This window comes from Streptosporangium sp. NPDC049248 (assembly GCF_040678965.1).
GTDB lineage: Bacteria > Actinomycetota > Actinomycetes > Streptosporangiales > Streptosporangiaceae > Streptosporangium > Streptosporangium fukuiense.
This window is the reverse complement of sequence record NZ_JBFAQY010000016.1, coordinates 24,742-48,279: the sequence shown is the minus strand read 5'-3', so window position 1 is coordinate 48,279 and position 23,538 is coordinate 24,742. Positions and strand designations below refer to the sequence as shown.

The window sequence follows — 23,538 nt, the reverse complement described above, 5'->3', positions numbered from 1 at the left end:
TGATTTCCATCCTCCCGTTCCGTTGGGCCGGCGTGCTCGGCGCTCAGTGGCGCCCGATCGAGCCGATCCAGCTCTCGGTGAGGACGTCCAGCATCTCGTCGCGCCCGACACCCCAGGTCCCCGGCTTCCAGTGGCGCGCGACGTGGTCGAGCTCGGTGATGGCGATGACGCCACGAAAGTGGCGGGTGCCGGCCGGGAACCGGCCGGCACGGTCCAGCCCCTCCTTGATGTCACCGATGGCCTCGTTCAGCCACTCGTCGAGGAGCGCGCGGATCTCGGGGTCGACGGCCGCGGCCTCGAAGGCGGCCGTGGTGTAGGGGCGAATCACATCCCATCGTTCCGAGGTCGACGCCAGCCACCCGCGGATCCGCTCTCGCGAGCCGTCCTCGACCACGGCGACCAGCTCACGTTCGGTCGACCCGTGCTCGGCGGAGGGGAGCCGGTCGAGTGCGGCGTTGAGCCGCTCCGAGACGAGGGCCTTCATCAGATCGACCTTGGAGGGGAAGTACGCGTAGAAGGTCACCCGGGTCGTCCCCGCCACCGACGCGATGTCGTCGACCGTCGTCGTCGCGTAGCCCTTCGACCCGAACAGGTCCAGGCCGGCGTCGAGCAGGAGCTTTCTCGTCATCTCCTTCTGTGCCGCACGAAGCGTAGCCATGCCGCCAGCATAGGGCACCACGGCTGTGTTCCACCCTTGCTGATCGTTCTGAATACATATCGCTCAGACTCTTGATGCAGTGTCAAGTTATATGACACCTTGCACGTTCAACAGGTGGTCGCGCTCACCTCGGGTGGCCGATCCCGAGCGGCCGGAACCGATCATCCGGCCTATCGACAAGGAAGAAATCGCATGACGCAGACCGCTGCGCGCAAGCAGGGCCACACCGCAACGGTGGTCGCCGGCTGCTTCGCCGTACTCCTCGCGCAAGTGGCGTACTCGCTGCCCGGCGCGCTCAATGGCACCTTCCAGCAGGAGTTCCAGACCACCGGTGCCGAACTGACCTGGATCACGGCCGCCTTCGCCATCCCCATGGTCGTCTTCGAGCTGACCACCGGCGTGCTCGGTGACCTGTTCGGCCGCAAGCGGCTGCTACAGGCGGGTGCCCTGCTGACCGTTGCCGGCTCGCTCGTCAGCTGCGTCGCCGAGACGGTCCAGATCCTGTGGATCGGGCAGGCCGTCGCGGGTCTCGGAGCCGCGATCCTCTACCCGATCTCGCTCGCCATGCTGGCCGCGGTCAGCCCGTCGCAGGAGGCCCGCTCCAAGGCCATCGCCGTCTGGGCCGGCTTCCTCTCGATCGGTGCGGCCATCTCCCCGCTGATGGGCGGGTGGCTGGCCGCAGAGGGCGACTGGCGAACGTCGTACATCGTGGTGATCGCGGCGGCGGTCGTCTCGGTCGTCATCACCCGGTTCGCCGTCGACTCCTCGGCGCCGGAGGGGCGCAAGCTGGACATCCCCGGCCAGGTCACACTGGCCCTCGGTCTGATCGCCATCCTCTTCTCCGCCACGCAGGGCTCCGAAGCCGGCTTCGCCCGTCCCGAGATCATCGGCGCCTTCGTCGCGGGCCTCGTGCTCCTCGGCGCCTTCGTCGTCATCGAGTTGCGGGCCGACGTCCCGCTGCTGCACCTCAGCATCTTCGCCAACCGTTCCTACGCGATCGTCGCGATCGCCACGGTGGTCGGCATGTTCGCGTTCCTCGCGATCTGCTACTCGATGAGCATCTGGCTCGGCGCGATCCAGCACCAGAGCGCTCTGAAGATCGGCGTGCTGTTCCTGTTCATCCAGGGTCCGGCCTTCGTGCTGGTGCCGGCCGTCTCCCACCTGATCCGGAACTTCTCGCCTCGTTGGGTGCTCACCGTCGGTTTCGCCCTCATCGCCGTCAGCGGTATCTGGTGCTCGACGTTCGACGTCCACGACATGAACTGGACGAGGTTCATCGGTCCGATGCCGGCCCTCGGTGTCGGCTTCGCGCTCACCGTCGGCTCGATCACGGCCGTCGCGATCAACAGTGTTCCGCTCCGGCTCGCCGGCATGGCCAGTGCCACCACCAACCTGCTCCGCGACTTCGGCTTCGCTCTCGGTCCGGTGCTCATCGCCGCGTTCGCGGTCAGCGGGGCGAACAGTGACCTGAGCGCCGGTTTCGGCAGGGCGATCGGTGAGTCCGGGCTTGAGCCGCCGTACACCGACATCGCCGGGGGTATCGCACAGGGGAGCGGCGCCATGGCGATCAACTCGATGCCGGTCGTGCCCGGCACCGGGCCGGAGATGCTGCCGGTGCCGATGCCGGAGAGCCTCCGCCTGCTCGCGCTCGAGTCGCTGGGCAGCGCCTACAGCCTCGCGTTCCTGGTCGCCGGCCTCTGTGCCGCCGCCGCGGCGGCTCTGACGCTGTTCGGACTCTTCGGCGTGAAGCGCGCGGACGCCGAGGAGCCGCTGAGCGAGGAGGAACTCGTCCCCACCGAGTGAGTTGAGAGTCGCCGGACCGGGTCGAGGTCCCCGCTGCCCGGGGATGGGACCTCGACCTGCTCTGTACGAGTAGATTATCCAGTTTACCCGTTGGATAATTGATTGACACGCTGTAAAATCTACGTAACACGACTCACGTCGCGACGTGACCGTGGTCACTCGCCGAGACCGAAAGGAGGGGCAGCGATGGGTGCCCAGACTGCCGAGAACACCGCCGTCAACACCGTCCTTGGCCCCGTTCCCGCGCGGGAGCTGGGGGTCGTCTCGGTGCACGAGGCCCTGCTGTCGGTGGTTCCGGGGGCGGAGTACGCGTTCGACGTCACCATCGACCGTGCCGAGATCTTCGAGACCCTGGCCGAGAGGCTGGAGGACTTCCGCGGGCACGGCGGCGGGACGATCGTCGACAGCACCGGCATGTTCCACGGGCGCGACGTGCGGCTGTACGAGGCCCTCTCGCGCGCGACCGGCGTGCACATCGTCGCGTCGACGGGCCAGGGCCCCGAGGAGACGCTCGGCGGCTACTTCCTGACGCCGCAGACCAACCCCCCGACGCCGTGGCCGGCCGAGAAGTTCGCCGACCTCTTCGCCAAGGAGATCACCGAGGGCATGGTGGTCCCCCGTGTCGAGCGGCGGGGCGCCGCGGGCCTCGTGGCCACCGCCGCGACCCGCACAGGCATGACCGCGACCGACGAGAGCCTGTTCCGCGGTGCGGCCCGCGCCGCCCTGGCCACCGGTGTCCCGGTGTCCATCCGCTACGGGGACGACGCCGTGCGCGACCTCGAGGTCGTCCTGGACGAGAGGCTGCCGGCCGACCGCGTCGTCGTCGGCGGGCTCGATCGCAAGGACGCCGTCGCGGCCGGCGCGCCGCTCAAGGTCGCGACCCGCGGCGCCTACGTCGCCCTCGACCACGTGGGCACCGAGGACGACGCCCACGTCACCGGCACCGAGCGCGCCGCCCTGGTCGCCGAGCTGATCGAGGCCGGCCACGGCGACCGGATCCTGCTCTCGAGCAACGCGACCGGCGTCGCCAAGGGGCACCCGGCCAACGACGTGCGCTACAGCCACGTCCTGACCACGTTCGTCCCCCTCCTGGCGGCGCGGGGCCTCAGCGACGAGGACGTCGCGCGGATCCTCGTGGACAACCCGCGCGACCTGCTGTCGGTGCGTTGAGCGCGCGACAGTCCAAGACCATCGAGTTCTTCGCTAAAAGGTGAGTGCCGTGTCGAGAGTGAACACCGTCCTGGGGCCGATCCCGGCCGAAGAACTGGGCCTCGTGGCCGTCCACGAGCACATCGGGTACGGCATGCCGGGCTCCGAGCTGGACACGAAGTGGTGGAAGACCCCCGAGCAGCGGTACGAGGAGACCGTCCCGAAACTGCGCCGGTTCCATGAGTACGGCGGCGGCACGTTCGTCGACGCGACCGGCATCTGCAACGGCCGAGACGTCGACTACTACAGGTCGCTGTCCGCGAAGACCGGCGTGCACATCGTGGCGAGCACCGGCTTCGTCGGCGGCGACACCGCGCTGCCGTTCTTCGCCCGGGCGAGCGTGGAATACCTGGCCGAGCACTTCATCCACGAGATCACCGTCGGCATCGGCGACACCGGCGGCCGCGCCGGCATCATCAAGGTCGGCGTGAGCCGCGGCGGCCGCATGACGGACCTGGACAAGCGCATCTACCGCGCTGCCGCCCGCGCCGCCCTGGCCACCGGCGTGCCCGTCCTGACCCACCTGGCGATCGACGCCGAGAACGCGATCGCCGTCTTCGACGCGGAGGGGCTACCGCTCGACCGCGTCCTGTTCGGGCACGTCGACGACGGCGTGAACGCCGACAGAACGCGCGACACCTGGATCGCGGAGCAGGGCGGTCGGGTCGGGTTCGACACCTTCGGCTACGAGACCGAACTGGAGGACCCGCCTTTCTGGGCCCGTCCGCGCAGGCAGCGGCTGGACCACTTCCTCCGGTTCATCGGTCAGGGGCACCTGGACAAGGTGCTCGCCTCGGCCGACGCCAACTGCAGCCCGCTGGGCTGGCCGGGCGTGAAGGGCCACACCGTCAACTACATCTTCACCGACCTCATCCCGGACCTCCGCGCCGCCGGTCTCGACGAGGCCGCGATCAAGACCATCTTCGTCGACAACCCCGCCGACCTCCTTTCGATCAAGAACTGACAAGGACCAGAACCATGCAGTCCGCAGACCTGAAGAACCTGAACATCGCCGTCGTCGGCGCGGGGTACGGCGGCGCCGCCGCGGCCAAGGCCCTGAGCCTCCTCGGCGCCACCGTCAACGTCTACGAGCAGGCGAGCCAGATCCGCGAGGTCGGCGCCGGCATCGGCCTGCGGCCGTCCACCATGGACCGGTTCCGCCAGTGGGGCATCTTCGACACGATCGCGAAGGTGAGCTCACCGAGCGACTACTTCGAGATCCTCACCGCCACCGCCGACCCGATCCTGAAGGAGGCGTGGCCGGAGATCGACCTCTTCGGCGAGAAGACCCACCTGATCCACCGCGGGGACTTCATCGAGGCTCTCCTGGGTGTGCTCCCCGAGGGCATGGTGCGTCTCGGGCACAGGCTGGAGAGCGTCAAGGACGAGGGTGAGGCGGCGACGCTGACCTTCGCCAACGGCGAGTCGGTCACCGCCGACCTGGTGGTCGGCGCCGACGGCATCAAGTCGGTCGTGCGCGAGCGGCTGTTCGGCGACAACCAGCCGGTGTTCTCCGGCGAGCACGCCTACCGCGCGGTGATCTCCGTCGACGACGCCCACGGGATGGCCGTCGACGACAACCTCCGGATGTACATCGGCCGGGGCACGAAGGTCTACTTCCTGCCGCTGCGCCACCGCGGCCAGGTCTCCTTCGACATCACCGCCCTGTGTCCGGAGAGCACCTGGGCACCGAAGGTCACCAAGGACGACCTGCTGAAGACCGTCGAGGGTTTCGACGAGCGGATCGTGAACATCACCCGCGAGCTCGACATGGACGCCGTCAACTGCCGTGCGGTCTACGACATCGACCCGGTCGGCACCTGGCACTCGGACTCCGTCGTCCTCGTGGGCGACGCGGCCCACTCGATGCTGCACCACCAGGGCCAGGGCGCGAACTCGGCGATCCTGGACGCCGGTGCCCTCGCCGACGCCCTCGCCGAGGCCGGCTCCGTCAAGGAGGCGCTGGCGCGCTACCAGGCCGTCCGCAAGCCGATGACCGACGAGTTGCAGCGGATCTCGCGCCAGGGCTGGACCGCGGACGAGGTCAACGACGTCTTCCCGGGCCAGAAGCCCGCGTCCCAGAAACCCGCGTCCCAGAAGCCGCAGGGGGCCTGACGCCATGCCACTGCACCCCGACATCGCCCGGACCCTCGCCGGCCTGCCGGCGCCGCCTCCCGGCCCGCTGAACCCGGCGGCGATGCGCGCCGGCGAGGAGTCCCAGGTTCCGCCCGTGGCCGACCGCCTGCCGCTCCACTCCGTCGAGGACCTCACCGCGCGGACCGCCGCCGGCGAGGTCCCGGTACGGGTCTACACGCCGGTCGAGGCCGACGCGTACGGCGTACTGGTCTACTTTCACGGCGGCGCGTTCTTCCTCGGCAGCCTTGAGACGCACGACCACGTCGCGCGCTCCCTGGCCGGGGAGACCGGGCTCAAGGTCGTCTCCGTCGGCTACCGGCTGGCGCCCGAGCACGCCTTCCCGGCCGGTCTCGAGGACTGCTACGCCGCGGTCCGATGGGCCGCCGAGAACGGCGAGACCCTGGGCTGGGACGGCACGACGCTGGCCATCGCCGGTGACAGCTCCGGCGGCACGTTCGTCGCCGCGGTCGCCGGCATGGCGCACGACGACGGCTTCCACCGGATCACCCACCAGGTGATGTTCTACCCGTCGCTCGACCTGGACTTCGACGTCGACCGCTACCCGTCGCTGCGGGAGAACGCCGTCGGCCACGGGCTCGAGACGGCCGGGCTGAAGCCGTTCAACGCCTTCTACATCGACGGCGGCGCCGACCCGGCGGACCCCCGCGTCTCCCCGATCAAGCGGGCGGACCTCACCGGGCTGCCGCCGGCGCTGATCATCACCGGCGAGCTCGACCCGCTGCGGGACGAGGGCGAGCTCTACGGCCGGAAGCTGGGGGAGGCCGGCGTGGACGCGACCGTCAGCCGGTACGCCGGCGCGGGACACGGGTTCGTGCAGCACTTCTCGTGGATCCCGGAGTACCGCCGGGCCTACGCGGAGACCCGCGACTTCCTCGCGCGCTGACCCGCGCCGCCCCACGGAGCTCGGAAGGAGAGCCATGTCCGCGATGAAAGTCCATCCCCTGGTATCGCCGTGGGGTCGGTTCGGTCTCTACAGCTTCTTCGTCGACGCGCCGGAACCGGCCATCGTCGACACCGGCATCGCCTCCTCCCCCGCCGAGGGCATGGCCCCCGCGCTCAAGGCCATCGGTCGCAGGATCGAGGACGTGCGCTGGATCCTGCTGACCCACGGTCACATCGACCACGTCGGCGGGGCCCACGCCCTGTGGGAGCTCACCGGACGGCGTGCGCGGGTCGTGATCCACGAGGCCGACGCGCCGATGCTGCGCTCGCGCCGGGCCCACGTGGACGAGTACCTCGCCGGGCGGGGGCGGTATCTGAACGACGCCGAGGGCGAGGCGAAGGTGACGGCCGCGGCCGACGCGGTCATCTCCGGCGAGATGGAGCCGACCATGCTGCTCGAAGGCGGCGAGACCCTCTCGCTCGGCGGCGACGTCACCGTCTCCGTCCACTCGATCCCCGGCCACACGCCGGGGTCGGTCGCCTACGTCGTCGACGGCCTGCGCTCCGCCTTCGTCGGCGACGCGGTCCAGGTGCACGGGGCCGCCAACGGCTTCCCCGGCTTCGAGGACCCTGCCGCCTACCGTGCGAGCCTGGCGTACCTGCGCGACGAGATCCGTCCGCGGCACCTCTACCTCGGCCACCCCTACCGGCGCGCCGACGGCACGCCGTACGGCGTCGAACTCGACGAGGAGCAGGCGGAGGAGGCGCTCTCGGAGAGCCTCGACATCGAGGCCCGGGTCGGCAAGGCGGCCCACGGCTGCCTGTGCGCGGGCCTGCGGAAGACGGACTCTCCGTACTCCCCGTTCGCCCCCGTGGCCCGGGAGGTCGGCTACACCGCCGACCCCACCCTCGAACCGTCGCCGTTCTTCACGTCGATGCACGGCTACCGCACACACTTCAAGCAGAACTCGTGACAGAGGAACTTCGCATCCATGGCTGACTTCCAGACCATCCAGGCGGGCCAGGACAGGATCGCCGTCCGCAAGGACCTCCGCGTGCCGATGCGCGACGGCGTCACGCTGGCCGCCGACGCCTACCAGGGCACGGATGACCGGCCGCGTCCGGCGCTCGTGGCGCTCAGCCCGTACGGCAAGGAGTTGCAGGCCCTCGCGCTCACGACGCCGCCGCAGCGGCGCCCCAGCCCGATGTGGGACGGCTGCGTGGAGGCGGGCGACATCGCGCGCGTCGTCAAGGAGGGCTACGTCCACGTCATCGGCGACCTGCGCGGCTCCGGCGCATCCGAGGGCGAGCACATCGGCAACTACAACGCCGGTGGCGTCCCGCTCGGCCAGGACGCGTACGACTTCATCGAGTGGGTCGCGGCGCAGCCGTGGTGCGACGGCAGCGTCGGCATGATCGGCATCTCCTACTTCGGCTCGATGCAGGTGCTGGCGGCGGCCGAGCGGCCGCCGAGCCTCAAGGCGATCTTCGTCAGCGGCGGCCACTACGACTTCTACGAGACCACCTACCACGGCGGCGTCATGTGGTTCATGCCGCGCGCCGCCCGCGAGGGCCGCGGTGGCGACTCCGGCTGGGCCTTCACCGATGGCGTCAAATCCCGCATGCTCGAGACCTACTCCCCGGAGGAGATCAGGGAGCGCGTCGCCAAGCGGCTCCGGGACCCGGACGTGGCCGCCTGGCCGAACCTGGTCCACGTGCTGAACTACCCGAAGAACCACGAGGCCTGGTTCGACATCGTGATGAACGAGGTCGACGGCGAGTGGTACGAGGAGCGCAACCCGGTCACGCTCGCCCCCAACATCGACATCCCGGTCTGGCTCCAGATCGACCAGGGCCGTGGCTGGACGATGGACGGCACCATCGAGCTCTACAACTCGCTGAAGGGCCCGAAGAAGCTCGACATCGGCCCCTACCCGCCGATGCAGTCGCGCCCCTTCGTCGAGGAGCACGACAAGATGTTCCGCTGGTACGACTACTGGATCAAGGGCATCGACAACGGGATCATGGACGAGCCCGCCGTCACCGTCTTCGTCGAGGGCACGCGCGAGAACGTCACCGGCGCGCAGTGGCCGCCGAAGGACGTGGAGTACAGGTCGCTCCACCTCCGCCCGCGCCACAGGCTCTCCTTCGAGCCCGAGCCCATGGGCGCCGAGTACGCCGCCCCCGACGGCTTCTACCAGGCGCCGCTGACGGTGACCGACAAGGTGGAGACGCTGAGCTGGAGTACGGCTCCGTTCGACGAGCCCACCGAGTTGATCGGCCAGGGCGCCGCGCACATCTTCGCGGAGATCGACCAGCCCGACACGAACTTCATCCTGCGCATGTGGGACGAGGCCCCGAACGGCAGGCGCCGGCTCATCACGACCGCCTACCTCAAGGCCTCGCACCGTGAGCTCGACGAGGAGCGCACCACGGAGGGTGACCCCTACCACCCGCACACCCGCGCGGTGCCGGTCGAGCCGGGGAGGATCGAGGAGTACGTGTTGCGCGTCTACCCGTTCGCGGCGACGTTCCTGCCCGGCCACAAGCTGGTCGCGGAGCTCTCCAACGACGAACCGCCGGCCGACGCGCACAACTCGCTGCTGCCGCCGGACGCGTTCCACCTGCCGGTGGGTCGCCCCGTCACCCACAAGATCTATCGCGACGCTGCCCACCGGTCCCGGCTCGTGCTGCCGTTCACGAAGCGCGCCGCGGCGGGGAACAGGTAGTCGGGCATGGCGTTCATCTACGCGGCGGCCCGCACTCCCTTCGCCGTCCAGTCGCTCGCGTGCGTGGACGCCTGGAGAATCGACCCCGAGATCGTCAATGTCAAGGGGGGCGCGATCGCGATCGGCCATCCGCTCGGCACCTCGGGCGCCCGGATCCTCGGCACCCTCGCCAGGGTTCTGGTCGCGAGGGGCGAGCGGTACGGTGTCGCCGCGATCCGCATCGGCGTGGGCCAGGCGCTCGCCGTGGTCCTCGAGAACGTCACTGGAGGAGCAGCGTGAGCAGAGCGCAGATCTTCGCATCGCCGGACGAGGCGGTGCGCGTCGTCAAGAACGGCGACACCGTTCTGGTGGGCGGCTTCGGATTCGCCGGCATGCCGTTCGACCTGATAGACGCCTTGATCCGGCACGGCGCGGGCGACCTCACCATCGTGTCCAACAACGCCGGCAACGGCGACGTGGGCCTGGCCGCCCTGCTGAAGGCCGGCCGGGTGCGGAAGATCCTGTGCTCCTTCCCCCGGCAGGTCGACTCCTACGTCTTCGACGACCTCTACCGCCGCGGGGAGATCGAGCTCGAGGTCGTCCCGCAGGGCAACCTCGCCGAGCGGATGCGGGCGGCCGGGGCGGGCATCGGGGCGTTCTACTGCCCGACGGGCGTCGGCACGCCGCTCGCCGAGGGCAAGGAGACCCGCACGATCGACGGACGCGACTACGTCCTCGAGTACCCGATCAAGGGTGACGTCGCCCTGATCTCCGCGCACACCGCCGACACGATGGGCAACCTCGTCTACCGTAAGACCGCCAGGAACTTCGGCCCGGTGATGGCCACGGCCGCCACGACGACCGTCGTCCAGGTCTCGTCGATCGTGGAGGCGGGGCGGATCGACCCGGAGGTCGTCGTCACCCCGAGCATCTACGTCGACCGCGTGGTCCAGGTCGAACCGCGTCACTACACCGTGCAGGGAGCCCGCTGATGCCACTCGATCCCGACCAGCTCGCGGCCCGGGTCGCACAGGACATCGAGCCGGGCAGTTTCGTCAACCTCGGCATCGGCCAGCCCACCAAGGTCGCCGACCACCTTCCGGCCGAGATCGGCGTCGTCCTGCACACCGAGAACGGCATGTTGGGCATGGGCCCCGCGGCTGTCGGCGACGAGGTCGACCCCGAACTCACCAATGCCGGCAAGGTGCCCGTCACCGAGTTGCCCGGAGCCGCGTACTTCCACCACGCGGACTCCTTCGCCATGATGCGTGGCGGCCACCTCGACGTGTGCGTCCTGGGTGCCTTCCAGGTCTCGGCGAGCGGTGACCTCGCCAACTGGGACACCGGCGCGCCCGGCTCGATCCCCGCCGTCGGCGGCGCGATGGATCTGGCGATCGGCGCCAAGCGGGTCTACGTGATGATGACGCTCTTCGCGAGGAACGGCGGCCCGAAACTCGTGCCCGCCTGCACCTACCCCCTCACGGGCGTCGGCTGTGTCAGTCGTGTCTACACCGACCACGCCGTGTTCGAGATCGCCCCCGACGGCGTCCGCGTGCTCGAGGTGTTCGGCACCTCCGTCGAGGAGCTTCGCACCCGGCTGGCAGTCCCGCTCACGGTCGACGTCCGCTGACCGTTCCCGCCCGCCGGTCACCACCGGGGCGAACGGTTTCGTCCGGTGCCCCTCCGGACGAAACCGTTCACCCCGCCGGCGGCTCTTCTCGGTCAGAGGTCGTTGAGGCGGGTCACGAAATCCTCGGCGATCGCCTGCGCGAGGTCCGACGGGACGGCCGCGATGTCGTGCTCCACTTCTCCCTCGATCTCTCCGGTGCTCAGCGGAGTGAGTTCCATGGTCAGGTCGAACTGTGGGGCGATGGGCTGGACGCTCATGGGGGTGACCCGGACTCCGGGTATCCGCCAGACCGGTTCGATGGTGTTCTGCCAGGCGAACTGGACCTGGAACAGGGAAGACCGGCCCCTTCCCGTGCGGTGGGACAGGCGTGCCAGTTCGGCGACGCCCAGACCGGACACCGCACGGGCACGGTTCCAGGTGTCGGACAGGGCGCCGAGTGTTCCGTCCAGTTCCGCCGGGCCGATCGGGACGACGACCTGTCGGACGAGGTATCCGACGACGCCGCGGGTTCTCGGGTCGTCTCGCCCCGCGGTCGGCACCCCGACGCAGAAGTCACTCGCGCCGGTGATGTGCCTGACCGTACTCGCGAACGCCCGCAGGGCGAGAACGAACGGCGTGAGGTGATGGGCCCGCGCCTTGGCGGCAAGGTGCGCCCCGGCCTGGCCCGGGAATTTCATCTGCGCCGTCCCGTATCGACCACCGTCCACAGGCGGCGGCGAGGACGGCCACTCGATGTCGCGGGTCGTCGAGAGGCGGGACGTCCACTTCCGGAGCTCATCGGCTGGAGGCCGATCGAGAGCGGGGTTCCGCATGTCGGTGAACCGGCGAGGCGGCGGTGGCGTCGCACCACCGAGCAGGGTGCTCAGTTCGTCCGCGAGGACGGCCACGCTGTAGCCGTCGAAACACGCGTGGTGGATGCTGATCGTCAGGTCACACCCGTCCGGCGCGGAGTCGATCCGGGCCGCGACCAGCGGCCCCCGCGCGAGGTCGATCCGGCGGGCCAGGTCATGTGCGCGGCGCCGTGTCGGAATCGGGGGCGAGGACTTCTCGATGGAGACAGTGACCGCGCTCTGCCGGTTCAGCGTCTTCGCGACCGGAAGACCGTCCTGGTCGGTGTCGATGGCCGTCCTCGTCGCCTCGTGACGCGCGACGAACGTGCTCAGGGCGTCGGCCAGTGCTTCGGCCGGCGGAGCCGGAACAAGACGGTACGACAGCACCAGCACGTTGCCGATGGCGTGCTCGGGCCGCATGAGACCGTCCAGCCACAGCGAGATCTGGGCATCGCTGAGCCCGCCCGCCTCGGCGATCGTGGAGATCGCCTCGGAGCCGTTCCCGGCTGCGGACTCCCGGGCTATCTGCGCGGCCGAACCCGCTCTCAGTACGACGTCGGCCCCGATACCGATGCCCAGGTCGAGCAGCCGATGAGAGAGCCGGATCGCCGCCAGCGAGTCGAGGCCGATGCTACGAAGGTCCGTGTCGAGCCCGAGAGCGTCCAGGCCCAGCACTTCCGCGGCTGTTCGGCCGACGGTCTCCGCGAGGCCGCGAACCATCGGATCCGCGGGCACGGCCCGTATCTCGACCGGTGCGTTCGTGGGCGCGGGCAAGGCCGCGACGTCCACCTTGCCTGTCAGGCTGAGCGGGAACTCCCGCAGTTCGGTGATGCTCTGCGGGAGCATGGCGGCGGGCAGGCGCTCGCGCAACGCCGCCATCAGGGCTGAGCCGTCGAGAGGTGCTCTCACCGCCGTGACGTAGGCCGCCAGACCGCTCGCGCGTTCCCCGTCGAAGACGGGAACCACAACGGCCTTGCTCACCTTCCCGGTCGCGAGCAACGACGCCTCGACTTCCGCCGGTTCGACTCGCTGACCGCTGATCTTCAGCTGCCGGTCGGCACGGCCGATGAACTCCAGCACTCCGTCGGCGCGCCAACTGACGAGATCACCGGTGCGGTAGACCCGTACCGGCGCCTCCCCGTCCACCGCGATCGGCGTGAACGCTCCGGTTCCGGCGTCCTCGCCGATGTAACCGGCGGCCAGGCCGTCTCCGGAGATGAGCAGTTCCCCGACCTCTCCGACGGCGACGCGGGTCGCGGTCGAGGCGCCGGTGAAGCGGACGACGAGAAGCCCGGTGTTGGGAATCGCCCGGCCGATCGGAATTCCCCGGGGAGAGTCGCAGTCCGCGAGGCTGATGCGATGCGTGGTGGCGAACACGCTCGCCTCGACCGGCCCGTAGGCGTTGACCAGCGGAATGGTGGGGTGCCGGAGAAGGAAGTCGCGGACGTGGCGGGGAGAGGCGCGCTCGCCGCCGATGATCAGCGTGCCCAGGCCGGTGAAGGCGTCGACGTCCTCGTCGACCAGCAGGTTGAACAGCGCCATGGTGAGCACGGCGCCGTTGACCCCCCTTGCGATCCCCTGGCGCAGCCCCTGCGGGGACGGGTACCCGTCGGCCCCCGTTGTGGCGAGGTTCGTGGTCCCCCCGTGGACCAGGGGATACCAGATCTCGAAGGTGAAGATGTCCCAGGAGACGGCCGCCGTCGCGGACATGTGAACGGGCACGTTCGGATAGTCCGGCTCGATCGGCAGGATGGTCCGGAGCACCGCCCGATGCGTGCTCAGCGCGGCCTTGGGCTCGCCGGTACTCCCAGAGGTGAAATACACGCAGCACGCGGCGTCCAACCCGACGCCGACGCACGGGTCCGTGCCGTTCCGGGCCCGGGTGGATCCGCCGGAGGCGCTCGGCACCTCCTGGGCGCCGAGATGCCGCCGGGATCCTCCGGGGCCGACCACGACAAGCTCCGCGCCTATCCGCTTGATCACTTCTTGCCGGCGGGCGACCGGCCAGCGTACGTCCATCGCGCAATAGGCCGCCCCGGTGCGCAGGACGGCGAGCATCGCCACCACCAGGTCGACTCCTCGGGGGAGGTCTATCGCGACGATCGAGCCGGGGCCGGCCTTCCGGGTTCGCAGGACACGTGCGAGGTCGCCGGATTCCTGGTCCAGCGCGGCGTAGCTCAGGTCGCGGTCCGCGCCTCGGACCGCGACGGCCGCGGGGGTGGCTTGAGCGTGCCGCAGGACATGCGTGGCGATCTGTTCCTCGCCGAGATCGACCGAACGGCCACGCCACGAGTCGAGCAGCGCACGTTCGGCGTCTGATGCCGGGCGTGCCGCCTCCATCGTCATGCCACCACCTCCCGGGCCGTGAGTGAGCACAGTTCAGCGATTCGAGCGGTCAGAGCCGTGATGTCGGCACGATCGAAATGATCGGTGCTGAACTTGGTGCCGACGGTGAACGCACCGTCGATGACGTCGCCTTCGAACATCAGGGCATAGCGTTCGGACTGGCTTTCCGCCCGGTGGGCGCCGGTGTCCTCATCGGCGTTCTGGAGGGAGTCGCCGCTCCCGCGTTGTTCGAGGCGCCCCAACTGGCTGCGGTAGTTCAAACGGAGATCAGGGCGGGGAAGCGCGGCCAGCATCCGCCTCTCCTCTTCCACCGGTGACAGAAAACGAAGCGCGTCGAAGCCGAACGGGCGGGTCGGGACGAGCCGGGGAGCCGCCAGCAGTCTCCGGACGGCGCCGCACCCGCTCCCCCGGACCACCCCGATCTCGGGATGAGTGCTCTGCAGGTAGCCGATGGTGCGGGAGACGTCCAGGTCTCCGACCGTGGCGGTTCGGTTGTTGTCGTAGACGTCCATCGCCACGGTGGCCGTCCCCGTCCATTCGGCCACGGCTGTCATGATCGCGGCCCGCAGCAGGTCGACCGGGCGGAACAGCGCCGGCGCGAGGCGGTGCAGGATCGCGTCGGAATCGGACAGGGTGAGCGCGGACCGAACGGTGACCACGGACGGCAGCAGGGCCGGGCCTTCGCGCCGGCTCAGCGGAAGGACGTCGGGCCACGGGGCGGACAGCCAGGCGGCGGCGTCACGGCGGGCGATGTCGGAGACGAGGTAGGAATCGATCGCCGAGCGGACGGACCTCACCGATTCGGTCGGCGGGTCGAGGGTCGCCCGGCCGGTGGCCAGCCAGCGGGTGAGCGCGGCCTCGGCCTCGTCCACCAGGAGGGACATCGAGCAGCCGTCAAGAACGAGATGGTGCACGACGATCAGCAGGCGGTGGTCGGTCCCGGCCCGCAACCGCACCATCCGGAACACCTCCCCGTTGCCCGGATCGAGCTCTTGCTGAGCCTTCTGGGCAGGTTCGAGCAGCCGGGCGGCGAGATCACCGTCGCCGAGGTCGACACTGTGGAAGACGTCCTTGGCCTCACGCACGTCGAAGCGCACCAGCAGGGCCGCCAGATCGAACCGGCTGGACAGTGCCGGATGTTGGTCGAGGAGGGCGGTCGCCGTATCGAGCAGGGCGGCGTCGGGAACGTCGTGCCGGATTTTCATCAGGGCCGTCAGGGCGAAGTGGTGCGCCTCCGGGATGGGTCCGTCCAGCAGCCACCTCAGCTGCGAGGGCAGCAGTTCGGCGGGTTCGCCCGTGCGGGGGCCGGGTGAGTCCGACGGTCCGGAAACCTGCTCCGCCTCGCGCGCCGCCGCACCGATGGCGGCCAGGGTGCCGCAGCTGAGCACCTCCGCCGGAGTGATCACGAATCCCCGGGCCCGGGCCCGGGCGGCGAACCGCACGGCCAGGAGTGAGTCGCCGCCGAGTTCCAGGAAATCGTCCTCGGGACGGGCGTGGTCCACACCGAGCACATCGCACCAGATCTGCCCGAGCGCGGACAGACGGGGGTTCGAGTCCCGGGGCGGGCCGGCCTGCCGCTCGTCGGCCGGAGCACCGGCTTCGAGCCGGGCGCCGATCTCCGCGGCCACCGCCAGGCGGTCGGTCTTGCCGGAGGAGGTCAACGGGATCCGATCCGCTCGTGCCCAGACGGTCGGTACGAAAGGCAGCGGAAGGATCGACGCCAGGCGTCCGGCCAGGAGCGCCGTGTCGGGGGTGTCCGCTCCGCCCGCCCCGACCAGGAGTGCCCCGAGTCGGGGCTCGGCGCCGCTGCGCGAGAGGACGGCCGCCGCCGCGTCGGCGACCAGCCCGGTCGACCGGATGGCGGCCTCCACCTCCCCCAGCTCGATCCTGAACCCTCGAAGCTTCACCTGGTCGTCCGTCCGGCCGGTGAACACCAGGTCGCCGCTGTTCAGGACGCGGACGAGATCACCGGTGCGGTAACGGCGTTCCGGGGTCCGATCGGATCCGGGCGGGCCGGCCGAGGCGAAGCGATCGGCGGTCAGATCGGGCCGGCCGACGTACCCGTCGGCCAGCAGGCCGTGGATGTAGAGCTCCCCCTCCTCGCCGGATGCCGCCGGACGGCCGTCGGGTCGCACCACTGACACGCGTCGCCCCGGGAAGGCGGTGCCGATCGGAAGGCCGCTCTCGTCCGCCGGCAACTCGTCGCCCGGGTCGAAGCGGAACGCCGTTGACGTGACGACGCTCTCGGAGGGCCCGTAGGCGTTGACCAGCGCCGCGGCGCCCAGCGCCGAGCCCAGATGGCGGCGCAGGTCCGTCAGGGCGGCGGCCTCTCCGCCGACCACGACGAGTCGCACCGAGGCGAAGTCCCCCCGGGAAACCGCCGGCAGTTCGACCGTCACCGTCCGCCAGTAGGCGGTGGGGAGCTGAAGTACGGTCACCGCGTTTTCGCGGACCATCGCCGAGAGGTCCGCCGAGTCGGGGAGCGCGACGGACTTGACGGCCACGGCCGCCCCGGCGAACCAGGTGGGCCAGATCTCCTCCTGGGCGACGTCGAAGCCGAGGGACGCGAACTGCAGGACTCGATCACCGGGGTGCAGCGCGAAGTAGTCCACGGCGTGCGCCGCGTGGGCCGCTATGGCGGCGTGTGACACGCTCACGCCCTTCGCGACCCCGGTCGAACCAGACGTGTAGATGACGTAGGCCTCGTGCGTACCGTCCGGACGACCGACCGGCGGCGCGTCGGCCTCGGCGGCAGCCGAGCCGAAGAGGGAGCGAAGCATCACCACTGGGCAGCCGACCTCAAGGAGACCGTCCCGAGGCTCCTCGACCACCAGCAGTTTCGCCGACACGTCCTGTGCCTGCGCGACCAGGCGGGCGGCCGGCACGGAATCGTCGAAGGGCACCACGGCGATGCCGGCCCGGGCCAGGCCGGCCAGCAGCACGAGCGCGCGTCCGCTGTTGGGCAGGGCCATCGCCACCCGGTCCCCGGCCCGGAGGCCGAGACGGTGCAACTCTCCGGCCACGATGTCGGCATCGCGGGCGAGTTCGGTGAAGCTCCACGTCCGCTCGGCGATGAGCGCCGGACGGTCGGGGTATCGCATCGCCGCCGTCGCGAGACCTTCGGCGAGAGTGGTCGGACGGTTCATCGGGTCGCCTCCGAGACATGGAGGCGGCCGGAGAGGGCCGCGGCGGCCCTGGTACGGCTGGTCCACCCGACGGAGTACCGCTCGGCCGTGCTGGCCAGGAGGAAGATCGCGGCGAGACCGAGCCATCCCGGCGGGCCGGCGGAGACGCCGAGCGCTGTGATCACCATCGGCCCGGCGGTGTCGTGCACGTTGGTACCCAGATTGAAGACGGCGAGGTACTGGGTCTGTTGTCCGGCCGGGGAGAGGTCGTAGGAGATCTGCCACGCCGCGGCGGCGTGCAGGTTCTCACCGGCGGTGAGCAGCAGGACGCCGACGACGATGAGCACGGAGGCGGTCAGGGCGTTACCGTAGTGCGCCACTCCTATGGCCGCCGAAGCAAGGGCCAGCACGGTACCGCAGGTCGTGAGCGCCCGCGTCGCGTCGGACAGGGACTCGGCCATGCGTGTCCACCAGACCTGCCCGAACGCCGTGAACATCGTGTTGATGATCAGGACGACCGCCACCATGAACGGCGGTGCCTCGGTGTATCCGACGATCCACAGCGGGAGGGCGACGAACAGGATGCTGTCGTGCAGCATCAGGAACCCGTTGGCGAGAGAGACACTCAGAAAGGGAATCTCGCGAAGTGGCCGTGCGCGGGCGGCGGCGGGTTCCGAAGGTTCGTCCACCGGGTCCTGCGCCGCCGGTACCGGCCTCTCGAACCGCTTCAGTCTCGCCACCAGGAAGGCCATCGGGATGAAGGAGATCGCGTTGCCGAACACCAGCAGCCGGTAGGCCCACGACGCGTCCGACTCCACCGCGAGCCCGGCCAGGAGGGCGCCGAGTCCCAGCCCGACGTTCCGGAAGGCACGCAGGTAGGCCATCGTCCGTAGCCGCTCGGTCTTTTCGAAGATGCGCCCGACGAGCGCCTGGTTCGCGGGCGGGCCCGAGCGATCGGCACTGGTGACCAGCACGACGGCGATCAGGAACTGCCAGAAGTTCGCGACCAGCGCCATACCGATGTACGCGAAGATCCGGAAGATGTGCAGGCCGACGAGGATGACGCGGGGCCCGGTCCGGTCGGCCAGGCGGCCGAGGAGGACGGACGTGAACATCCCGATCAGTCCGGCGAGCGACAGCCCCAGACCGACCTGCAGCGGGGACAGGTGGATCACGCGCGTGTAGTAGAGCGCGCTGCCGGTCAGGAACATCCCGGTTCCGATGGAACCGACGAAGCCGCTCGTGACGAGCACGCGCGCCGCTCCCGCCGGGGGGATGATGTCGATGATCTTTTTACGGTCGGTGTTCATGCTTGTCCGTCCAGTACCCCGGCGAGGATCTCGGCCGAGCGCTCCAGGTGGCGTGCTGTGAGGCCCTCGGGAGCCTGACCACTGAGGTACCGATGGCCGAACCGGCGCAACACCACGTCGCTGCACCTCGTGTCGCACCCGAGGGCGACGAAGACCAGGACGTCGGCCACCGGCCTGGAGAACAGCGGCAGAGCGGCCAGGCAGACGTCGGGTCGGGGGCTCCATTCGTCGTCGAGCGCGTCCCGCAACTGCTCGACCCGTCGAGCGAGGGCTGCCTTCAGGTCGTCGGCGCGGCTCTCCGGCAGCCGGGCGATGTCAAGCGACGCCCGAAGGGCGTCCCTGCGTCCCGGATCCTCCGGCGCGTCGAACCAGTCCAGGTCTCGTCCGGCGGCTCGGGCGACCTCGTCCATGGAAGCCCCGACGTCGATCCGGCCCGGGGCCGCGAGGGCGACGGCGGTCAGCGCCTCGAACGCCAACTCGGCCAGGTGCCGTTCGAGGACCTCCGCGGGGAGGATGCGGCCGTCGTCCCAGCGGTGTGTCTCCGCGGCCCGCAACGCGAAACCGGCGACGGACGCCTCGGTCAACGCCTCGACGGCCACCGGAGCCAATGGTCCTGAGCCGGCGGCGGGGTTCAGCGTGGCGTACGCCTGCCGCACCTTCTCCGCCACGGAGGCCGAGGCCCGGACCTCACGGGTGGCCTCGGAACCGGATGCCTCGTCGATCGTCACCGTCACCGTTTCGGCGGCGGTGCGGGCGATTTTGAGGGCGTGGGCGGGAGAGTGCGAGATGGCCCGGACGACGAGCAGCCGGTCCCGTGAGTCACGCGGAACCTCCACCACGTCGGATCCGACCTCCAGCTCGAGCTCCACGGACAGGACGCCGGCGATCGAGCCCGCCTCGGCGAGTCCCTCAACGGCGACCACCCGGCCGCTCCGATCGGGGACCCGGTACCAGACGGCCGCGTAGCGGTCGCTCGACTCAAGGTCCCGGTGGCCGAGACGGAGCCGGTCGATCACGCTCTCACCGATCGACTGGCGCACGAAGAGGTCGAGCAGGTCGAACCCGTGAGTGTCCCGGATCGTCTCCGGGATCAGGTCACCCGCCGGCCGCAGATGTGTCTCCACCAGCCTCGGCCCCTCATCGGTGAGAATGATCTCGGTATGAGTCAGGCCGTTCTGCACGTCCAGCGCGCGTAGTACGTCGGTCACGGTCTCGCGGACCAGGTGTTCGGTCTCCGGCGGCAGCTCACCTCGGATCATGTGGCCGAGTTCCACACAGTGGACGGGGTCCTTCACCTTCAGCGTGATCGCGACGATGAGGTGTTCCCCCCGCTCGGAGAACGCCTCGACGCTGATCTCGGGGCCGTCCAGGAACGTCTCCACCATCAGCCTGCCGTCCGCGGCGTCCTCGGCCGCGAGACCCCACTGCCACGCCGCCTCGGCCTGGGACGGGCGGTGGACGACGGTGACCCCTGAACTGGCCGCGCCCATGACCGGTTTCACCACGACGGGATATCCGTGGCGGTCCGCGAAGTCGGTGATGTCGTCGGGCGAGGTGACCTGTCCGGCGAAGGGCCCGGGGATGCCGGCCGCGGTCAGCCGGTCACGCATGTGGAGCTTGTCGTGGACTGCTCTGACCGTCTCGGCGGAGTGCATTCCCAGTCCCAGCGCGCTCGCCACAGCGGCCGCCTTGTCCTGGTCCTTCTCGCTGAAACTGGCGACGTGGGTGACGGGCTCGACCTCGTGGATCGCCCTCGCCATGGCGATCCACGAGGAGTCGTCGGTTGAGGAGACCCCCACGATTCGAGCGTGCAGGGACGCGTCGCGGACCCGTTTCAGCACGTCACTGCGGACGAGTACGGAGGTGCGCGCCTCGGGGTCGACCTGGTGAATGTACGCGGGCAGTTCGCGACCATTCCCAACGACCAGAACGTGACGGTTCATATCATGTCCCTCGTTTCATCAGGGATCTGCGGCGACCTGCCAGGTGGACGAGGTTGAGCGCCCAGTTGACGAGCCGGGTCTGCACATCCCGCCCCGAGGCGGAGCCCAGGACCTGCTGGACCGCGACGGCCATCGTCAGCCGTTCGGGGTGGCGGCGGCCCGCGCCGTAGGCGTCCCGGACGGCACGCATCAGGCCCTTGCTGTTGCGGTGAACGATCACCATCGTGGGTACGAAATTGACCGAAAGGCCCATGGCGGCCAGCCCCGCGACGATGTCGTTGTCGCTGCCCGGCGCGTTGACGACGTCTCCGCGGGCCGCCAGGAAGGCCTCGCGCCAGACGGCCCCGTTTCCCCCGGCGAAGAAGCGCACCTCCTGCCCCGGCCGCAGCCCCCTGTACCGGTCGAGGTAGCGAGACTGCCGGGCCCTGGAGACCACGCCGCTGTCGAAGGGCAGCACCCTGCCGGTGACGCCGCCTCGGTCGGCGGTCAGTTCGCGATCGATCTGGTCGAGCCAGTCCGCTCTGGGAAGAGCGTCGTCGTCGAGGAACGCGATCACGGGTGAGACCGCCTGCTCGGCGGCGAAGGACCGGGACGGCATGGCGCCGATCGGCCGCGGATTGCGCAGAAGCCGGATCGGCAGGCCGGCCACCTGCACCGCGTCGGTGATTCGCGGCTTTGAACCGTCGTCGACGACGAGCACCTCGTACAGCAGCGCGGTGTTGCATTCCGCCAGGGCGTTCAGGCAACGCCGGAGGTCTCGATAACGGTCTCTGCTCGGGATGATCACTGTGATTCGCGGTTCCACTGTCGCCTCCATTCGTCGCAGAGCCACGGCCAGGCGTGCTGGTCGTCCGAGGGAAGATAGGTACGGCGGATTCGTTGCGGGGCGACGGTCCATGGCAGCGGGTCCGCCTTCACCGTTCCGAAGCCGAGTGTCCCGGCCGGGACCGCGTCAACGGTCGGAGGGAAGCCGTAGGGGTAGGCCAGCAGGGGCCGGACCGCCCCCAGCCGGGCCTGGATCGCCGCCAGCGAGTCCGCGATCTCCCTGCGCTGTTCGGCCGGGGCGAGCTGGTGCAACATCCGGTGCGTCACCGTGTGCGAGCCGACCGCGTGCCCCGCCCTGTGCAGATCGGTCAGCTCGGCCCAGCTCAGGTGCCGGGCATGCTGCGCCTCCAGCTCCGCCATCTCGGTGATGGCGAAGAAGACCGCTCTGATCCCCAGCCTGTCGAGGATGGGCAGGGCGTGGTCGAGATTGTCGCGATGCCCGTCATCGAGGGTGACGAGCACGGTGGGCTCGTCCGGCAGCGCGGTCAGGTCATCGAGTGCTTCCGGGGGGAGGGCCGGCCCGTACCGGGACAGCACCGTCTCAAGGCCGCGTTCGAAGTCGTCAGGGGTGAGTGAGGTGTAGTGCACGAGTTCCGGATGTACGTGGTGGAAATAGAGGACCAGGGGCCAGCCCGGGGCGGAGGAGCGTAGCGCCCGAGCCGTGGCGGGCCCGATCACCGCTCGCTCCACCCAAGCGCCGTCGCAACGGCCGCCGGGACGGGAATGCCCGTCTCGTGGGCGCGGGCCGTCCATGCCGCCTCTGCCTGGTCCGGGAAGTACGGCGTGGGTGGCTGTCCTGGATATCCCGCCAGTACCGCGTCCCGGAGGGTCTGCAACAGCTTGTCGATCGAGGTCCGTTCGGCGTCCAGCCCGAAGGCGGTGGTGGAGAGGCCGACGAACAACTGTGTGCAGCCCATCGGGCGGCCGGGTTCCGCGCGTTGTTTGACCACCAGCGGACTCACGGTGTGGCCCCCCAGAATGCCCGCGATCACCTCGGCGATGAGCGTTACGCACAGTCCCTTGTAGTCACCGAAGACCGGGACGGAGCCGCCCTTCTCCAGGTCCAGTGGATTGGAGGAGGGTCTTCCCCTGCTGTCCAGCAACCACTCCGACGGAACCTGGTCACCGCGCTGCGCGGCAGCACGGATCTTGCCGATGGAGACCACGCCGGTGGCGAAGTCCACCACGAAGGGTTCGACGGCCGCGGTGGGCGTCACCATACAGATCGCGTTGCTGCCGAGCGTCGGTCGTGCCGCTCCGGGTGCGGCCAGGCTCGGGCCTGAGATGTTGAACAGCAGTCCGGCGACGCCCTGCCGTTGGAAAGGCCAGCGGTAGGCCGCCATCATTCCCACATGGTTGTTGGAGTGAACGGCCACGGCGGCCACGCCGAGCCGGGCGGCGGTGGCCGCGCACCAGTCCGCGGCCATCGCCGCCGCGGGCTGACCGAAGCCGTTCCGCGCGTCGACGCGGGCGACGGCTCCTTGCTCGGTCAGCACCGGCTCGGCGAGCGGGTCGATCCCCCCTTGGCGCACTCGGGTCAGGTAGGTCGGCAGCAGGCCCACACCGTGCGAGTGGTGGCCCCGCACATCCGCTTCCACCAGGACGTCGGCCACCAACGTGGCGGTCTCGTCACTGCTGCCGGCCGCCCTGAGCGCGGCGGCCGATCGCTCCTTCAGCGTCGCGGGCGGCACCCGCAGCGGTTCGGGAACCGACCGGCTTTCCTCGTCGATGTAGCACAACGTTCCCCGGGCGAGCCGACAGACCCGATCGGTGGGCAAGGATCCGTCGGTGGCCAGCAGAACGGTCGTCTTGCCCTGGCTCGTACGCCGGTCGAGCAGGTCGGCCAGCACCGTGGGGTCCATGGCATCGGCGTCATCGATGATCAGCGCGTCTGATTCCACCGTTCCGAACCGTGGCTCGAGTTCGCCGCAGAGCACCTTGCAAAGAGTCGATTTTCCCGATCCGCGTTCGCCCTGGATCAGCAGGCTGCTGCCGGCCGGAATCCGCAGATCCGCACCGCGCAGCAGCACCACCTCGTTCCCCTTGGCGCCGACCGTGATGACAAGATCGTCAACTTTCAGCATGTGCGCTCCCGGGCCGTGACGGGAGGAT

General features: G+C 69.8%; 17 protein-coding genes and 1 pseudogene. 10 read left to right on the top strand and 8 right to left on the bottom strand.

Features of this window, described 5'->3' with window-relative positions; translation table 11 throughout:
• Positions 1-43: 43 nt before the first annotated feature.
• Complete coding sequence (locus AB0K21_RS26405) at positions 44-658, bottom strand: TetR/AcrR family transcriptional regulator (protein WP_343963255.1); 615 nt, start codon at positions 656-658, stop codon at positions 44-46.
• A 192-nt stretch (positions 659-850) separates the two neighbouring features.
• Between AB0K21_RS26405 and AB0K21_RS26400 the strand changes: the two genes are divergently transcribed.
• From AB0K21_RS26400 to AB0K21_RS26355, 10 genes and pseudogenes are all read left to right on the top strand, one after another.
• Entirely contained in the window at positions 851-2,461 is a 1,611-nt protein-coding gene (locus AB0K21_RS26400; protein WP_364154089.1) for an MFS transporter, read from the top strand.
• Positions 2,462-2,647: 186 nt separating this feature from the next.
• Complete coding sequence (locus AB0K21_RS26395; RefSeq protein WP_343963253.1) at positions 2,648-3,631, top strand: phosphotriesterase; 984 nt, start codon at positions 2,648-2,650, stop codon at positions 3,629-3,631.
• Positions 3,632-3,680: 49 nt separating this feature from the next.
• The gene (locus tag AB0K21_RS26390; RefSeq protein ID WP_364154085.1) at positions 3,681-4,634 is read left to right on the top strand and encodes a phosphotriesterase; all 954 of its coding nucleotides are present in this window, start codon (positions 3,681-3,683) and stop codon (positions 4,632-4,634) included.
• A gap of 14 nt (positions 4,635-4,648) precedes the next feature.
• Positions 4,649-5,785: an FAD-dependent monooxygenase gene (locus AB0K21_RS26385; protein WP_364154082.1), complete on the top strand. Its 1,137-nt coding sequence runs from the start codon at positions 4,649-4,651 to the stop codon at positions 5,783-5,785.
• Positions 5,786-5,789: 4 nt separating this feature from the next.
• Positions 5,790-6,710: an alpha/beta hydrolase gene (locus AB0K21_RS26380; protein ID WP_343963250.1), complete on the top strand. Its 921-nt coding sequence runs from the start codon at positions 5,790-5,792 to the stop codon at positions 6,708-6,710.
• A gap of 43 nt (positions 6,711-6,753) precedes the next feature.
• Positions 6,754-7,683, top strand: coding sequence for an MBL fold metallo-hydrolase (locus tag AB0K21_RS26375; protein WP_364154077.1), 930 nt, complete (start codon positions 6,754-6,756; stop codon positions 7,681-7,683).
• 18 nt (positions 7,684-7,701) lie between these two features.
• Entirely contained in the window at positions 7,702-9,438 is a 1,737-nt protein-coding gene (locus AB0K21_RS26370; RefSeq protein ID WP_343963248.1) for a CocE/NonD family hydrolase, read from the top strand.
• A 39-nt stretch (positions 9,439-9,477) separates the two neighbouring features.
• A pseudogene (locus tag AB0K21_RS26365) lies at positions 9,478-9,717 on the top strand (3-oxoadipyl-CoA thiolase); the annotation flags it as partial.
• Positions 9,714-10,409, top strand: coding sequence for a 3-oxoacid CoA-transferase subunit A (locus AB0K21_RS26360; protein WP_364154073.1), 696 nt, complete (start codon positions 9,714-9,716; stop codon positions 10,407-10,409). The pseudogene AB0K21_RS26365 and the gene AB0K21_RS26360, both read left to right, overlap by 4 nt.
• On the top strand, positions 10,409-11,047 hold the full coding sequence (locus AB0K21_RS26355) for a 3-oxoacid CoA-transferase subunit B (protein WP_364154070.1): 639 nt from the start codon (positions 10,409-10,411) through the stop codon (positions 11,045-11,047). The genes AB0K21_RS26360 and AB0K21_RS26355 overlap by 1 nt, the downstream gene beginning before the upstream one ends.
• 92 nt (positions 11,048-11,139) lie before the next feature.
• Here AB0K21_RS26355 and AB0K21_RS26350 read toward each other — a convergent pair whose 3' ends face one another.
• Genes AB0K21_RS26350 through AB0K21_RS26320 form a run of 7 tightly spaced genes read right to left on the bottom strand, consistent with a single transcriptional unit; the run spans position 11,140 to position 23,510 of the window.
• A complete protein-coding gene (locus AB0K21_RS26350; protein ID WP_364154067.1) occupies positions 11,140-14,223 on the bottom strand; it encodes an AMP-binding protein in 3,084 nt (1,027 codons plus the stop codon).
• Entirely contained in the window at positions 14,220-17,369 is a 3,150-nt protein-coding gene (locus AB0K21_RS26345; protein WP_364154064.1) for an amino acid adenylation domain-containing protein, read from the bottom strand. The genes AB0K21_RS26350 and AB0K21_RS26345 overlap by 4 nt, the downstream gene beginning before the upstream one ends.
• The gene (locus AB0K21_RS26340; protein ID WP_364154061.1) at positions 17,366-18,658 is read right to left on the bottom strand and encodes an MFS transporter; all 1,293 of its coding nucleotides are present in this window, start codon (positions 18,656-18,658) and stop codon (positions 17,366-17,368) included. The genes AB0K21_RS26345 and AB0K21_RS26340 overlap by 4 nt, the downstream gene beginning before the upstream one ends.
• Positions 18,655-20,601 carry an ATP-grasp domain-containing protein gene (locus AB0K21_RS26335; protein ID WP_364154058.1) on the bottom strand — a complete coding sequence of 649 codons (1,947 nt, stop codon included), beginning with the start codon at positions 20,599-20,601 and terminating at the stop codon, positions 18,655-18,657. The genes AB0K21_RS26340 and AB0K21_RS26335 overlap by 4 nt, the downstream gene beginning before the upstream one ends.
• A 1-nt stretch (position 20,602) precedes the next feature.
• On the bottom strand, positions 20,603-21,406 hold the full coding sequence (locus tag AB0K21_RS26330; protein WP_343963240.1) for a glycosyltransferase family 2 protein: 804 nt from the start codon (positions 21,404-21,406) through the stop codon (positions 20,603-20,605).
• Positions 21,385-22,104 (bottom strand): polysaccharide deacetylase family protein, encoded by a 720-nt coding sequence (locus AB0K21_RS26325; protein WP_364154055.1) that lies wholly within the window; start codon positions 22,102-22,104, stop codon positions 21,385-21,387. The genes AB0K21_RS26330 and AB0K21_RS26325 overlap by 22 nt, the downstream gene beginning before the upstream one ends.
• Positions 22,101-23,510 carry an Ldh family oxidoreductase gene (locus AB0K21_RS26320; protein ID WP_343963237.1) on the bottom strand — a complete coding sequence of 470 codons (1,410 nt, stop codon included), beginning with the start codon at positions 23,508-23,510 and terminating at the stop codon, positions 22,101-22,103. Before AB0K21_RS26320 ends, AB0K21_RS26325 begins: the two co-directional genes overlap by 4 nt.
• Positions 23,511-23,538 lie beyond the last annotated feature (28 nt).